The sequence below is a fragment of the Devosia sp. 1566 genome (genome assembly GCF_004005995.1).
GTDB lineage: Bacteria > Pseudomonadota > Alphaproteobacteria > Rhizobiales > Devosiaceae > Devosia.
On sequence record NZ_CP034767.1, the window covers coordinates 2,938,152 to 2,952,305 of the forward strand.

12 protein-coding genes and 1 pseudogene are annotated in these 14,154 nt (G+C 64.4%); 2 read left to right on the forward strand and 11 right to left on the reverse strand.

What is annotated here, in order from left to right; translation table 11 throughout:
• Positions 1–4 precede the first annotated feature (4 nt).
• The 8 genes and pseudogenes from ELX51_RS20080 to ELX51_RS14140 form a co-directional block, all read right to left on the reverse strand.
• Complete coding sequence (locus ELX51_RS20080) at positions 5–142, reverse strand: hypothetical protein (protein WP_164854880.1); 138 nt, start codon at positions 140–142, stop codon at positions 5–7.
• The gene (locus ELX51_RS14110; RefSeq protein ID WP_206524633.1) at positions 132–1,739 is read right to left on the reverse strand and encodes a glucan biosynthesis protein G; all 1,608 of its coding nucleotides are present in this window, start codon (positions 1,737–1,739) and stop codon (positions 132–134) included. Before ELX51_RS14110 ends, ELX51_RS20080 begins: the two co-directional genes overlap by 11 nt.
• A gap of 186 nt (positions 1,740–1,925) precedes the next feature.
• Positions 1,926–2,993 (reverse strand): glycosyltransferase, encoded by a 1,068-nt coding sequence (locus tag ELX51_RS14115; RefSeq protein WP_127754126.1) that lies wholly within the window; start codon positions 2,991–2,993, stop codon positions 1,926–1,928.
• Positions 2,990–4,081 (reverse strand): glycosyltransferase, encoded by a 1,092-nt coding sequence (locus tag ELX51_RS14120; protein WP_127754127.1) that lies wholly within the window; start codon positions 4,079–4,081, stop codon positions 2,990–2,992. The genes ELX51_RS14115 and ELX51_RS14120 overlap by 4 nt, the downstream gene beginning before the upstream one ends.
• Positions 4,078–5,208: a glycosyltransferase gene (locus tag ELX51_RS14125; RefSeq protein WP_127754128.1), complete on the reverse strand. Its 1,131-nt coding sequence runs from the start codon at positions 5,206–5,208 to the stop codon at positions 4,078–4,080. Before ELX51_RS14125 ends, ELX51_RS14120 begins: the two co-directional genes overlap by 4 nt.
• Before the next feature lie 9 nt (positions 5,209–5,217).
• Positions 5,218–6,351, reverse strand: a complete 1,134-nt coding sequence (locus tag ELX51_RS14130) for a glycosyltransferase family 4 protein (protein ID WP_127754129.1) — start codon at positions 6,349–6,351, stop codon at positions 5,218–5,220.
• A gap of 77 nt (positions 6,352–6,428) precedes the next feature.
• Positions 6,429–7,400 (reverse strand): annotated as a pseudogene (locus ELX51_RS14135) (NAD-dependent epimerase/dehydratase family protein); the annotation flags it as partial.
• A gap of 56 nt (positions 7,401–7,456) precedes the next feature.
• Positions 7,457–8,563 carry an SDR family NAD(P)-dependent oxidoreductase gene (locus tag ELX51_RS14140; protein WP_127754130.1) on the reverse strand — a complete coding sequence of 369 codons (1,107 nt, stop codon included), beginning with the start codon at positions 8,561–8,563 and terminating at the stop codon, positions 7,457–7,459.
• Positions 8,564–9,333: 770 nt separating this feature from the next.
• Here ELX51_RS14140 and ELX51_RS14145 point away from each other — a divergent pair.
• Complete coding sequence (locus ELX51_RS14145; RefSeq protein WP_248305127.1) at positions 9,334–10,320, forward strand: zinc-binding dehydrogenase; 987 nt, start codon at positions 9,334–9,336, stop codon at positions 10,318–10,320.
• 42 nt (positions 10,321–10,362) lie between these two features.
• Here the strand turns inward: ELX51_RS14145 and ELX51_RS14150 are convergent, their stop codons facing one another.
• Positions 10,363–11,289 carry a Ku protein gene (locus ELX51_RS14150; RefSeq protein ID WP_127754131.1) on the reverse strand — a complete coding sequence of 309 codons (927 nt, stop codon included), beginning with the start codon at positions 11,287–11,289 and terminating at the stop codon, positions 10,363–10,365.
• 89 nt (positions 11,290–11,378) lie between these two features.
• Positions 11,379–12,779, reverse strand: a complete 1,401-nt coding sequence (gene guaD, locus ELX51_RS14155; RefSeq protein ID WP_127754132.1) for a guanine deaminase — start codon at positions 12,777–12,779, stop codon at positions 11,379–11,381.
• 70 nt (positions 12,780–12,849) lie between these two features.
• Here guaD and ELX51_RS14160 point away from each other — a divergent pair, with 70 nt between their 5' ends.
• Entirely contained in the window at positions 12,850–13,107 is a 258-nt protein-coding gene (locus tag ELX51_RS14160; RefSeq protein WP_127754133.1) for a hypothetical protein, read from the forward strand.
• Between the two features lie 12 nt (positions 13,108–13,119).
• Here the strand turns inward: ELX51_RS14160 and denD are convergent, their stop codons facing one another.
• A complete protein-coding gene (gene denD / locus ELX51_RS14165) occupies positions 13,120–14,106 on the reverse strand; it encodes a D-erythronate dehydrogenase (protein ID WP_127754134.1) in 987 nt (328 codons plus the stop codon).
• Positions 14,107–14,154 lie beyond the last annotated feature (48 nt).

The following is a 14,154-nucleotide window of genomic DNA, read 5'->3' on the forward strand; positions in this document are numbered from 1 at the left end:
CCCCTCAGAGCCACGAGAAGGCAGTTATGGCATTGCGGAGGGCCTGGAACAAGGAGCGGCGCCGCTCCAGCTGCTGCTTGGGCATGGGGAGGGGAGCGTCAGGCAAGGCACTGGCAAAGAAGAGGTCGCCATCATACTTCATGGGTTGGCCTCCACTGATACAGCCAGGTTTCGGTCAGCTTGCGGCCGGAGCCCACAAGATAGGCCATGATTTCCATCGGGTTCAAAGCGTCCGCCTCGATATCGAGCACCAGCCGCCAGGTGCCATTGGCCGGCACTTTGGACAGCGCGGAATGGCGCACCACGCCGCTCGAGACGGTCGCGAGCACGTCGATACGCGCGTCCTCGGGCATGCCGGCGAGTTCACCGCCTTTGAAGTCGACGACGAATTTGCGCAGATTGGCGGCATTGGCGACACCCGAGACCCCGCCCTGCCCGGCCCGCGTTTCGGCGACATAGGCGATTGGCGCGTCTTCACTCGGATCAAGATCGCCCCAGATCAGCTTGTAGCTGAATTCGCGTTCCGACCCCGCCACAACGGGTTCGGCCGGGATCCAGAACGAAACGATGTTGTCGTCCACCTCGAGTGTCGAAGGAATTTCGATCAACCTGACCGTCCCTTCGCCCCAATTGCCAATTGGCTCGATGCGCACCGAAGGGCGGCGCTCGTAATGGGCGCCGGCATCCTGGTAAGTCTCGAAATCGCGGCCGCGCTGATAAAGACCGAACGCGCGTGGATTGTTTTCCCACAGATAGGAATTGCCCAGCGCATCGGTATTGCTGAGCGCGCGCCACAGCACTTCCCCGTTCTCGCGCTCGATCAGCAAGCCATTGCTGTCATGCACTTGCGGCCGGTAATCGTCAAAGCCGGCGCGATTGGCTTCGGCATAAAGGAACATCGAGGTCAGCGGCGCTATACCCAGTTCCTTGACGTCCTCGCGGAAGTACAGGCGCGCCGTCACATCCATGGCCGTGGCCTGGTTGGTGTCGCTGCCCGGGGTGAACACAAAGCGGTAAGCGCCGGCAAGGCTCGGGCCCTCAAGCGCGGCATAAACCACCAGCGGCTCGTCGCCTTGTGGCTTTTGCAGGTAGAACTCGGAAAAGCGCGGAAACTCCTCGGGCCCCTCGACCCAGGAATTAAGCACCACACCGCGTGCGCTCAGCCCATAAACATTGTCCCGCCCCAGCGCGCGGAAATAGCTCGCGCCCAGAAACGAAATCAGCTCATCCCAGGCTTCGGGGCGGTTGAGCGGATAGTTGAGGCGAAAGCCCGCAATGCCGGGGAATGGCTGAGCGTGGGCGGCGGCATCCACTTCGGTATCGTGGTACTCAAAATCGTCGGCGCTGAATTCCATGGGGTGCGCCACCCCGCCTTCGATCTCGTAGATGCGGATCGGCTCGGCAAACAACCAGCCCAGATGGAAGCCATGCACCTGGTAGCCGTGGTCATCGCCGGCCCACTTGGCGCGCTCGCCACGATATTGGATGCGCCGATAAGCGTCGTAATCAAGCCCGGTAAAGCTTTCCGGCAGGTTGAACACCGGCTTCTGGTAAGGGGCTGCGCCGATATCCTTCATGCGCGCGCTGAACGCGTCGAAATCAAAGGCAAATTCCTGCCGCTCCTCGAGTGCGGCATAAGCCGTGCTCGAAAGCGAAGTCGTCGACAGGAGCGCCAGGCCGGCGCCCATGATGTGCAGAAAATGGCGTCGATTCGGCAGCTCAAGGCGTGAACGCGTCAACTCAGTACCCAATAGGTTTGGCTCTATGCTCTTTCGGCAAATTCCGAATGGCGCATAGCCGTAAAAGTTGACGCATGGATGATATGCAACATCGGCATAACTTGGGCGGACCAGTCACACCCGTTTGCAAGCCCCAATCTGTGGCAAGAAGGACACAGTTTCGTGAGCCAAGCGCTGCCCTGCCCGCTAGAGTGAGGCCAGCGCCGCCAGCAATTCGCGCGCCCGCGCTTCTCCGGTATGACCCGCCAGCACCAGGCTCTGGGCCTTCGCCGCCATGGCTTCGCGCTGCGCTTCACTCAGCGATTCCAGCGCATCGATCACATCGTCGCTCGTGCGGGCGAGCACGATGGCTTCCCCTTCCGGCAACAATTCGGTCAGGCCCGGCCAGATATCGCTGATGATCGGCGTGCGGCACGCCGCCGCCTCGAACAAGCGCACGCTGGGCGACCAACCCGCCGCAATCATGTCGGCGCGCGTCACATTGAGGGTAAAGCGTTGCGCGCTGTAAAATGCGGCATGTTCGGCCGGCGGCAAGTGCTCGATCCGCTCCACATTGGCCGGCCAGTCGATCTCGGCCGGGTATTGCGGCCCTGCCACCACAAAGCGCCGCTCCGGCAATTGCCGCGCCGGCTCCAGCAGCAGCCGCTCCAGCGTCGGCTGCCGATCCGGGCTATAGGTGCCGAGATAACCGAGGTCCCAGCGCATCTCAGCGCCAGTGGGCCCGTAACGCTTGGCATCCACCGAGCAATACAGGGCTTCAGCCCGCTTGGCACCATATTCGGTTTCAAGGCGCGTCAGCACCGGCCCGCCCGAAAACGAGAAATAGATGTCAAACAGCGGGATCTGCCGGCGCGCCAGATATTCCTCGTCGCCCCGGTCGAGCTTGGCGAGGGTCACCGGCGTGTCGATGTCGTAAAAGCAGAACCGCGTCAGCCCCAGGCTCGACAGCGCATCGATAGCGGCAACACCCTCGGGCACATAAGAGCCCACCAGCACCGCATCGGCCGCTTGCAGCGTCGCGCCAAAGCGCGCGAGCAGGTCATCGACGCTGCTGTAATAGGCCAGTTCGCAAAAGTCCGGGTCTGGCAGGTCGCGGTTATTGGCGTACCAGGGCACGTCGCGCTCCAGGAACAGCACGCGCTTGCCCTCGGCGGCAACGCCGCGCAACAGCGCCCGGAAGGTCGTTGCATGCCCATTGCCCCAGGACGAGCTCAGGGACAGCCCGACAACGACCAGATCGAAATGCTCGGTCATTGCGCGGCCTCGCCGACCCGCTCGCTATACTCCCGGAAGATCCGGTCCGCTTCCACCGCCCGGTGGTCATAGGTGTGCTTGCGCAGCACCCGCGCCAGCGCCGCCTGCCCGATCGCCTGCGCCCGCTCGGGAGATAGGGCTGCCATGATCTCGGCCACGTCCTGCCCGTCCCGCGCGACCAGCACTTCGGTTTCGGGCTCGAGGAACAACTCGATTCCTTCCCAGAAATCAGTGATCAGGCACGCTCCGGCGCCTGCCGCCTCGAACACGCGCGTTGCCGGCGAAAAGCCATTGCTGGCCATGCTTTCGCGCGAAATATTGAGCACGGCCTTGGGCGTCACATTGAACGCATTGTGCTCGCCCGTCGGCACATGACCGATATAGTTGATATTGCTGGCCATCGGCTTGTCGTGCCAGCCCGAGCCACCCAGCATGAAGCGCTGGCCGGGCGTGCGCGCCGCCGGCTCCAGGAAGAAGTGTTCCACCCGGGCTTCGCGGTCCGGCAGGCGATTGCCTAAAAATCCGAGATCGGCGGTGAAGCGCGGATTGGGCGCCACCGGATGATGGGTCTGCGGATCGAGCGCGTTGTAAACCGGGATACATTCCTTGGCACCCACCGCCTTATAGGCCGCAACCACCGGGTCGCCGCCGCCATAGGTCAGCACCAGATCAATCTGCCCCAGCGCGCGGCGCAAGGGGTGTTCGGGCGCGGCGCGCAGCTCGGCCAGGGTCGCCGGCGCATCCACATCCCAGAAAATCTTGAGCGCGCCCGGCCGCGAGGCCTTGAGCACTTCATCGAGCAGCAGATCGTCCTCGTAGCCAACGCCGCTGGCCTTGACCACGATATCGGCTTCCACCGCATGGGCGGCCGCTTTTTTCAGCGCCTCGATCGTGCCGTCATAAACGACGACCTTGCACCATTCCGGTGGATCGATGTCGCGGTTCTTCTGGCGGTCATACACATCGGGTTCGTAGAACGTGATGTCATAGCCGCGCGCCGCCAGCGCCCGTAGCAGGCCGCGATAATAGGTGGCGGCGCCGTTCCAGTAAGCGGACAGCAGGCTCGAGCCATAAAATGCGATCTTCAAGAGGCGGCCTCCCCGGGGGCAAGTTGGTTGGAAACGCGGGCCGTGCCGTGCTGGCCGAGGATGGCCAGCAATTCGTCGACCCGGTGCCGGCAGGTATGGCGCGCCTGGATGGTTTCGAGACCCGCCACCGCCAGCGCCGCCGCCCGGTCGCGGTCGGCCAGCACTTCGGCCAGCAGGCGCTGCATATCCGCGCCATCGCGGGCAAACAGGAAATCCGTGCCCGCCCGGAACAGCCCCTCAGCATCGCTCCAGGGCGCCGAGATCAGCGGAATGCCGCAGGCCAGCGCCTCGAACATGCGAATGGTCGGGATGCCCGGCAGGTTCTGCACATAGGGGCGGCGCGGAATATGGACGGTGACGCGGTGCTGCGCAAAGGCGCGCGGTGCATCGGCATTGGCGATCCAGCCGCCATAATCGAGCCCGGCCGCATTAAGCGCGGCGAGCGCCGATTCCGGATAGCGCACGCCGCGCACCGTTCCCGTCAACTTGAGCTGCCGCGCTGGCTCGACAAGGAAACTGGCGATCTCGGCGGTGCGCTCATCGTCCCCCCAATTGCCGATCCAGATCAGGTCGCGCGTCCGCTCGATCTCGGGCATGGGGTGGAACAGCGCATCGTCCGCCGCTTCGTGCCAGGTGAACACCTGCTTGCCCCAGCCCGCCCGCAAATAGCGCTCGCGCAGCGTTTCGCCAAAGGCGAGGATCGCGTCGTAATGCTCGAGCTCGAGCCCGGCAATATCGCCTTCGGCCGAAACCGCGCGGTGATGGGTGTCATGGAACAGCAGCGTCCAGGGCGCACCATCGCGCCGCAACTCCCCGATCCGCGCCACCAGCGCCGGCTCGGTCCATTCATGCACGACAACCACATCGGCCTCGGCCAGCGCCGCTTCGTGGTCGAACCCGGCCCCATATTGCTCGGAGCGCAGCATCGGGAAATCGCTGGCAAAGCGCTCGACCGCCCCTGCGCCCTGCTGGGCCAGCAGGTTCTGCCGGCTCCAGGCATCGGCGGGCTCGAGCGCCAGCGCCTCATGGCCGCGCCGGACCAGGTCGCGCATCACCCCGCGCAGGAAGTGGGCATTGCCGTGGTTCCAATCGGAAACCAGCGAGTGGGTATAAAAAACAAAACGCATCAGAAATCCTTAGGCACGGCCCGCAACGGCACCGGCCGACAACAGCTGGCGATACAGCTCGCCCATCGCGCCCGCTTGCGCGGCAACGCTGAAGCGCTGGGCGCGCTCCTGCCCCTTGGCCGCCAGGTCCGCCCGCAGCGCGGGATCGCCCGCCAACTGGTTGATGCGGTCGGCGAAGGCCTTGGGGTCATGCGGGCCGGCAAACAGCGCCACCCCATCCCAGAGTTCGCGATAGGTTGGGATATCGGCCAGCACCAGCGCCGCCCGCGCCCCCGCCGCTTCCAGCGGCGCCAGCCCGAATGGCTCATAGAGCGAAGGCGACGCGACAATGGCGGCTTCCGCCATCAGCGCCTTGACCCCGCCATGAGTTAGCTCGCCCCGATGATCGGCATGCTCGATGGCCAGGAACTGCCCATTGGGCCCGCTATTGGCCCCCGCCATCACCACCGGCCACACCGTGTGCTCAGCCGCCTCGTCCAGCACCCGGCCATTCTTGCCATCGTCCCACCAGCGCCCGGCAGCAAACACCAGTTCGGCCTTGTCGATCTCGGACGGCGTCGGATGGGCGCCATTATAGATCACCTGCAGCCCCTTGATCGGGCCATAGCTGCGGCGCAGCATGTCGGCATGGGTTTCGCTCGGCGCCACCACCGCATCGGCATGGTCGAACCCGCCCCGGTTGAGCCGCTGCTGCCAGTGCCAGTCCAGCGGCACCGGCCCATTGCGCACCGCGGCAAACCAGGTGACGACGCAGGAATGGCTCACCACCAGCACCGGCACATCCAGCTTGAGCCCATAGGCTTGCGAGGGCAGGTTGAGATGCACCAGATCCACCTGATGCTCTTCGGCCAACGCGGCGATCAGCCCCGGCACACCATCCAGCGCTGCCTCGTTTTGGGCGGTCCAGTCCAGCGGCGCTTCGAGCCACACCAGCGTGCCCAGCCGCTGGGCCTCCTCGACCTGCGCCACTGAAGGCCCCGGCCCAAACCCGGCAAACACAAAGCTGAAGCCCTGCTCGCGCAGCGCCGAAGCCAGGTCCATGGCATAGCGCCACACCCCGCCCACGGCATCCAGCGACATCAGCACCCGCCGCGGCTGCGGCCCGGTGCTGTTGCCATTGGCGGCCCCGATTGCCTCGGCCATTACGCCCGCACCCGCTGCTGGCTTGCCTTGGGCACCGCAATGGCGTGCTGTGGCGCCAGCCAATTGCACAGATCCACGATCCCCTCGCGCCAGCCCATCCGCGCGCTCCAGCCCAGTTCCGCTTCGAGCCGGCCGGTATCGGCCACGAAATACAGCTGATCGCCGGCCCGCCAGTCGCCATAGCCGATCTCGACCTTGCGCCCGACCAGCTGCTCGATTTCGGCCAGCACCATGTTGAGGCTGACCGCATTGCGCGGCCCCCCGCCCAAGTTGAACGCCCGGCCCGAAACCTTGCCGATATTGCTCAGAACGTTGCGATAAGCCGCCACGGCATCGCTGACATGGAGCACATCGCGCACCTGCTTGCCGTCACCATAAAGCGTGATCGGCTCGCCCTTGAGCGCCCGGATCAGGAAATGGGCGACCCAACCCTGGTCCTCGGTGCCGAACTGGCGCGGCCCATAGATGCAGCTCATGCGCAGCACCGCCGTAGGCAAGCCAAAGCTCTTGGCATAATCGAGCACATATTGGTCCGCCACGCCCTTGGAGCAGCCATAGGGCGTGCAGAAATCGAGCTTGCGGTCTTCCGACACGCCGCGGGCCCGCATCACCTCGTCGACAGGCAGATAGCGCCCGTCGCTTTCGGCCATGGCCATGTCCTCGAGACCACCATAAACCTTGTTGGTGCTCGAAAACACCACCGGGGCATTGCGCCCTGCCGCGCGCACGGCCTCGAGCACATTGATCGTGCCGCGCGCATTGACCTCAAAATCATCGAGCGGATCGACAAGACTCGTCGTCACCGCAGTTTGCGCGGCTAGGTGAAACACCGCCTTGGCCTCGGCAAACACCGGCTTGATGGCCGCCAGGTCGCGGATATCGGCGCGCGCCAGCTGCACGCGCTCGCCATGGTTCTGCTTGAGCCAGGCCAGGTTCTGCTCGACGCCGGGGCGGCTGAGATTGTCGAGCACCACCACCTGTTCGCCATCGCGCAAAAAGCTGTCGGCGAGATTGGAGCCCACAAAGCCGCTCCCGCCCACCACCACGATGGTGCCGGCAGCAGGGGCCTTGCTCATGGCGCTGGCGCTGAGTGGTTTGCTCGCTGTCACGAAACCAAACCCCGCTCCTCCAGCTGGCGCTTCATTTCGGCGCCCCGGTCGATCGCCTGCGCCTCGCGCACCCAGTCCGCCAGCTCGCCCAGCGAATCTTCGAGCCGATGCTGCGGCTCAAAGCCGAGCAGCTCGCGCGCCTTGGAGATATCGGCAAAGCAGTTGCGGATATCGCCCGAGCGCGCCTTGCCCATGATGTCTGGGGCGATCTGGGGCACGCCCATGGCTTCGGCCAGGAGCGTTGCGACCTGGGTGATCGTATAGGCATTGCCGCTGCCCACATTGATGACATGGCCGGGTGCTTCGGCCCCTTCGAGCGCCAGCCGGAAGGCGCGGGCCACATCGCGCACATGCACGAAGTCGCGGCGCTGCTCGCCATCCTCAAAGATCATGGGCGGCTGCCCATTGGTGAGGCGCGAGGCGAAATTGGCTAAAACGCCGGTATAGGGATTGGACAGCGCCTGGCCGGGGCCAAACACGTTGAACAGGCGCAGCGCCACGGCGTCGACCCCATAGGCCTCACCAAAGATCAGCACCTGCCGTTCCTGGGAATATTTGGTCAGCGCATAGATCGAGGCCAGGTCCACCGGCTTCTGCTCGTCAGTGGGCGCGGGCGTCAGGGTTTCGCCATTAGGGCCCGTGGGGTTCCAGGCGCCGGTCTTGACGCTGGCGGCGCGGCGGCGAATGCTTTCGAACCGCTGCCCCTCGGGGCCGACATAAACGCCTTCGCCATAAACACTCATCGAGGAGGCCACGACTATGCGCTTGATCGGGCGATCGATCATGGCTTCCAGCAGCACCGCGGTGCCGAGATCATTGCCCCCGACATAGCGGGCAATTTCATACATGGATTGACCCACGCCCACTTCGGCGGCCAGGTGGACGACGCTGTCGATGCCCTCGAGCGCCGCGTTCACCGCATCCTTGTCGCGCACATCGGCGCGGATCACCTCGACCCCGGCGGGGGTTGGCGCTGCGGCATCCCCGTGCACCTGGTCGATCATCGCGTCCAGAACGCGCACCTGGTAATTATTGGCCAGCAATTCCTGCGCCACATACCGGCCGATAAAGCCGCAACCACCAGTGATAAGAACGTGAGTCATGTGCACCTGACGCTTGAAGATCCGCCGAGATTTCGGCAGAAAAGAACAACCAAAGCCAGTTTCCCCCGATTGCGGCAACCGGGCAACCCTGAGGGGCTGCATGAACCGGAAAATCGCCGCCAGGGAAACCAGCGCAGCAGCAAAGCTGCCTCAGCTTCATGTACTTAGATGATGCTTTCAGGTCAAGCACACCAGCCCGCTCCGCACCCCTCAAGGCAGTCAAATTAACCCAAGTTACTTATCACCTGTTTTATTTACCGGGTGGCGGAACCAAAGAATACCAACCCGCATTTATGCTCCTTGGTGTCGGGCGCGACCTTCCCTCCGCGCCCCCGATTTTATCTCTACGATGTCCTGCGTGTAAGCTCATTTCCCGCCAGCCCGCATCCAGTCCCCTCCCCCTTGAGGGGCTTCGAGCCGACCGCAGGGCAGAAGGCTCGGAAGCGATTTGACGCAATTACACCCCTCTATTTGAACCGAAGCCTGGCACTATCGTCCCCTCCCCCTTGAGGGGCTTCGAACCGACCGCAGGGCAAATCGCTCCGGTGGAGCGATTTGAGGTGAGAAGGCCATGAGGGCTATGCCCGAATGGCTGCTAGGGAGGGGGTCCCTCCGCTAACCACCCACCCAAGAGCGGCCCTCCTCCCCTGACCCCATCTGACGCAGTTCCCTCGCAGCAAAACTTGCGGACAACCGCCCCGCCTTGCGCTACCAAGACACCCCTGATTGCGCCCCTTTGGGCGCCCCGAAACTCAACCGAAAGGCAGGTCATGAGCGAGATCGAGGCAGCAGCACCCGAGATGGCGGCCGCAGTGGTTACCGGCCCCGGCGCCATCCGCATTGATCGCCAGCCCGCGCCCCAGCCCGGCCCCGGCCAGGTCCGCGTAGCGCTCGAAGGCTGCGGCGTTTGTGCGTCCAATCTCACCCCCTGGGCGGGCCCGGAATGGATGCAGTTCCCCACCGAGCCGGGCGGGCTTGGCCATGAAGGCTGGGGGCGCATCGATACGGTAGGCCAAGGAGTGACCGGTCTGGCGGTCGGCGACCGCGTGGCCGCGCTCTCCTATCATAGCTACGCCACCCACGACGTGGCCGAAGCCGATGCTGTGGTCAAGCTGCCCGCCGCCCTCGACAATCAGCCCTTCCCCGGCGAGCCGCTGGGCTGCGCCATGAACATCTTCAAGCGCAGCGACATCCAGCCCGGCCAGACCGTTGCCATTGTCGGCATCGGTTTTCTGGGCGCGCTCCTCACCCAGCTGGCCTCGCGCGCCGGCGCCCGGGTCATCGCCATTTCGCGCCGCCCCTATTCCCTCGATATCGCCAAATCCATGGGCGCCGCCGAAGTGATCCCGATGAACGATCACTGGCAGATCATCGAGCAGGTCAAGGCACTGACCGACGGCCAGTTCTGCGATCGCGTCATTGAAGCGGTGGGCAAGCAATGGCCGCTTGATCTGGCGGCCGAGCTGACCCGCGAGCGCGGCAAGCTGATCGTTGCCGGCTATCACCAGGATGGGCCGCGTCAGATCAACATGCAGCTCTGGAACTGGCGCGGGCTCGACGTGATCAACGCCCATGAGCGCGATCCCAAGATCTACATTCAGGGCATCCGCGACGCCGCCGACGCCATCATGGCTGGCAAGCTCGATCCATCGAGCCTTTACACCCATGATTTTGCGCTCGAAGAGCTCGACACCGCCCTCGACACCACTCGGGATCGTCCCGATGGCTTCCTCAAGGCGCTGATCCGCTTTGGCTGAGCCAATTTCTGTGCCAGCCGGGCACTGCTGACCCGCTGAACGCTAGCCCGCCTTTTTGGCCGGCGCGCGTTTGGCAGGGGCGCGCTTGGCGGGCGCCTTGCTCGATGTGGAAGGCGCCTTGGGTGCCTTCGCCGCCGCCGCCCGCCGCGGTGCGCTCGGCTTGGCTTCAGCCGCCGGCGCCTGCTCGATCGAGCGTTTGAGTGAAGCCATCAGATCGATCACATTGCTGCTGCCCTTGATGGTCTCGGCCGGCTCCGCCTTGGGCTTGGTGCGCTTGGTATGCGTCTTGAGCTTGGCCGTGATCAGCTCCTTGACGCTGTCCTCATAATGATTGTGGAAGGCGGCGATATCGAATTTTTCGGTTTGCCGTTCCATCAGCGCCATCGCCATCTTGACGGCCGCCTCATCGGCGGGCGCCGCGTCGATGCGGCCAAAGAACTCGCGCTCATCCTTGAGCTCTTCCTTATAGTGCAGCGTATTGAGCACCAGCCCCTCGCCCGAAGCCTGCAACGCTGCCAGATGCTCCTTGCCATTCATGGTGATCTGCCCAATCCCAACTTTCTGCCCTTGCTGCAACGCGTCCCGGATCACCACATAGGCATCCTCGGCCAGATCGTCCGCCGGCTGCACGTAATAGGCCTTGCTGAAATACACCGGATCGATTTCGCTCAGTTCAACGAACTGCGACAACTCGAGCGTGCGCTTGGTTTCGAGCTTGACCGCGTCGAGCTCGTCTTCGCTCAGCAGCACATGCTCGCCCTTTTCATATTCAAAGCCCTTGATGATGGTTTCGGGCTCGACCGCGCCAATCCCATCCACCACTTTTTCATAGTGGACCGGCTGCATCGTCGGCTGGTGGATCATTCGGAATCGGGTGCGTGCTTCGGTTTGGGCCGGATAAAGCTCGACGGCAATCGAGACCAGGGAGAGGCGTATCTGGCCCCTCCAGGCCGGGCGCGAAGCAGGCATGGCGGGTACTCTCGAATCACTAACAGGCCGACTCAATCCCGCGCCCGGTGATTCGTTCCGACTCCAAAAATGAATCTGCGCCCAATGGTTTAGGCGTGATTGCCGCCGCTCCCGGCACCCTCCCGCCGGCCCCGGTCGACACGGCAAATCCCGTCCACCCAGACGGCAGCAACATTGCTGCGATTGGCGCCATAAACGATCTTTTCGAACACTGCCGCGGGCTCGGTTTGCCCGAAGAGGCGTATCCCGCCATCCACCGCCCGGGTGTCGATGGCGAGTGCATCGAACCGATAACCCTCCGCAAACACCCCGATCGGCAGGTCGAGCGCCACCCCGCCCCCGGCCGTTGCCAAGTGAAAGGCGGTGACGAGATCCACCCGTCCCGTGCCACGCCCGCGCTCGGCCGCCGGCAGCGCCGGGTCCACCCCTTCTTCGAGCATGCGCGACACCTGCACCGTTGTGCGGCACGCCTCCCACATCGAGGCACTGGGCCCACCCGAAATATCGGTCCCCAGCCCCACATGCAGCTGCTTTTCCAGCGCCTGGCGCAGCGGAAAGACGCTGTTGGCGAAATAGATATTGGAGAGCGCGCAATGGGCCACCGCCGATCCCCGCTCGACCAGCAGGTCCATATCCGCTTCCGATAGGAAAGGCGCATGCGCCACCACGGATCGCCGCCCCAGCAACCCGAACCGGTCCAAGACAGCCGCATCGCTGATGCCGAACCGCTCAAAGGCATAGTTGTGCGCCCAGTCGCTTTCCGAGCAATGGGTCTGCACATGGCAATCGCAATCGCGCGCCAGCTGCCCCAGCCCCTCGAGCGCCGCATCGGTGCAGGAGGGCACGAAGCGCGGTGTTACCACCGGCAGCACCCGCCCCTCGCCATTGTCGGCATGCCCACGGATATAGTCGATCACCGCACGGGTATCGCGCACCGCCGCTTCGGCACTCTCGTCGCGGTAATCGGGCGGGCACGCCGCCGGATCGTCCATCGCCACCTTGCCGATCAGCGCCCGCTGCCCCGCCGCGATGCACAGATCGGCCAGCACTTCCGTCGCCGCCCGATCCTGGGTGGCGAAGTACAGCGCCGTGGTCGTCCCACCCGCGAGGAGGTCCGCCACCAGCACGCTATAGCGCTCGCGGGCAAAGTCGAGGTCGCGATACTGCGCTTCGAGCGGGAAGGTATATTTTTGCAGCCACACTTCGAGCGGCTCGTCGAGCGCCAATCCCAGTTGCGGATATTGCGGCGCATGCACATGCAGGTCGACCAGACCGGGCAAGCCATAATGCCCGTCCGGCAGCCGAATGACGCGCTCGCCCAACTCGTTCAGAACCCGTTCACCTTCATGGCTGAAAGCGGGCAAAACACGGCTGATCACCCCCGCCTCGTCCACGCAGATCAGCGTATCAACCAGTACGTCGAGCCGCTCCGGCCTCGGCGCATGCAGGAAAGTCCCCAACACCGCACCGCCCCGCACATCCGTTGTCATGACCTTCTTGCTCCTTTGCTGCCGCCCTCGGCCCCGCTATGCTGGCCCACCTTCTTGAGAACCTACACCCATGACCAACGACCTCGCCTTCCTCGATGCCGCGACCCTCGCCGCGCTCGATCGCTTCATCGACAAGACCGACGAGCCCCCCACTCCGCGCTTGTCCCGCGAGGAAGCGGTCAATGTCGTGGTCCAGGATTGGCTCATGGCCCAGGGCTATATGCCCATTCCCCAGGAGCCCGGCGAAGGGGTCGAGACCAACGAAGCGGCGGTCCCGGCAGCCCATGTGCTGGACGACACCAAGACCACCTTTGGCGAAGAACCCTGATCGGAGAGGCGGTTAGCCGAGCTTCGGCCTGCCGCCCATTTCGTCCTCGATGAACACCTGAACGATCTCGTCGAACGAGTTTTCGGCCCGGAAGCCCAACGCCTTTGCCCGCTGCGGATCGAAATTGCGCGCCCAGCCGCTGACCATGCCGGCTACAGTCGGATCGGGCTCGCGGCGGATCAGCGCCACCGCCTCGTCCCCGGCTACCCGTTGCAGCGCCGCGATTTCTTCCGCCACCGTGGCGCTCACGCCCGGCATGTTGAGCGAGCGCCGATTGCCCAAGGCCGCCGTATCCATGGTCGCCGCATGCAGCAGGAACCCCACCGCCGAACGCGGGCTCGCGAACCAGTGGCGCACGCTTTCATCCACCGGCAACACGGCTTCCTGCCCATTGAGCGGCTCGCGCAAGATTCCCGAAAAGAACCCGGACGCCGCCTTGTTGGGCTTGCCCGGCCGTACCACGATCGTGGGCAGGCGAATGCCCACGCCATCGAGAAAGCCGCGCCGGGAATAATCGGCCAGCAGCAATTCGCAGATCGCCTTTTGCACGCCATAGCTCGTGAGCGGCGTCAGCATCTGTTCGTCCCCGATCACATCGGGGAATGGCATGCCAAACACGGCGATCGAGGAGGTGAACACCACGCGCGGGCAGTAGCCGCCACCCGCGCCCGCTAGCCGGATCGCTTCCAGCAGCGCCCGCGTGCCATCGAGATTGATGCGATAGCCCTTCTCGAAATCCGCTTCCGCTTCCCCCGAAACAATGGCGGCGAGATGAAAGATCAGGTCCGGCCGGCCCGCAATCAGCTCTTCGGCCACGCCGGCATCCGACAGGTCCGCCGCGCGCAGCTCCACCGCCAGCCCCTCGGGGCGCGCCGGCTCGATCACATCCACCAGGGTCAGCTGCTCGATCGCTTGCTCGCCCACCTTGCCGGAGCGCACCAATTGCTCCGTCAGCTTGCGACCGACCATCCCCGCCGCGCCAATCACCAATACCCGCATGCCTAAGCCTCCTCCGGTAAGAGGCTATTGGCTAGCGATATTGTGGCG

Coding starts and splice junctions, on each gene's coding strand:
- ELX51_RS20080 (WP_164854880.1), bottom strand. CDS start 142: ATGAAGTATGATGGCGACCTCTTCTTTGCCAGTGCCTTGCCTGACGCT.
- ELX51_RS14115 (WP_127754126.1), bottom strand. CDS start 2,993: ATGACCGAGCATTTCGATCTGGTCGTTGTCGGGCTGTCCCTGAGCTCG.
- ELX51_RS14125 (WP_127754128.1), bottom strand. CDS start 5,208: ATGCGTTTTGTTTTTTATACCCACTCGCTGGTTTCCGATTGGAACCAC.
- ELX51_RS14130 (WP_127754129.1), bottom strand. CDS start 6,351: ATGGCCGAGGCAATCGGGGCCGCCAATGGCAACAGCACCGGGCCGCAG.
- ELX51_RS14140 (WP_127754130.1), bottom strand. CDS start 8,563: ATGACTCACGTTCTTATCACTGGTGGTTGCGGCTTTATCGGCCGGTAT.
- ELX51_RS14145 (WP_248305127.1), top strand. CDS start 9,334: ATGAGCGAGATCGAGGCAGCAGCACCCGAGATGGCGGCCGCAGTGGTT.
- ELX51_RS14150 (WP_127754131.1), bottom strand. CDS start 11,289: ATGCCTGCTTCGCGCCCGGCCTGGAGGGGCCAGATACGCCTCTCCCTG.
- guaD (WP_127754132.1), bottom strand. CDS start 12,779: ATGACAACGGATGTGCGGGGCGGTGCGGTGTTGGGGACTTTCCTGCAT.
- ELX51_RS14160 (WP_127754133.1), top strand. CDS start 12,850: ATGACCAACGACCTCGCCTTCCTCGATGCCGCGACCCTCGCCGCGCTC.
- denD (WP_127754134.1), bottom strand. CDS start 14,106: ATGCGGGTATTGGTGATTGGCGCGGCGGGGATGGTCGGTCGCAAGCTG.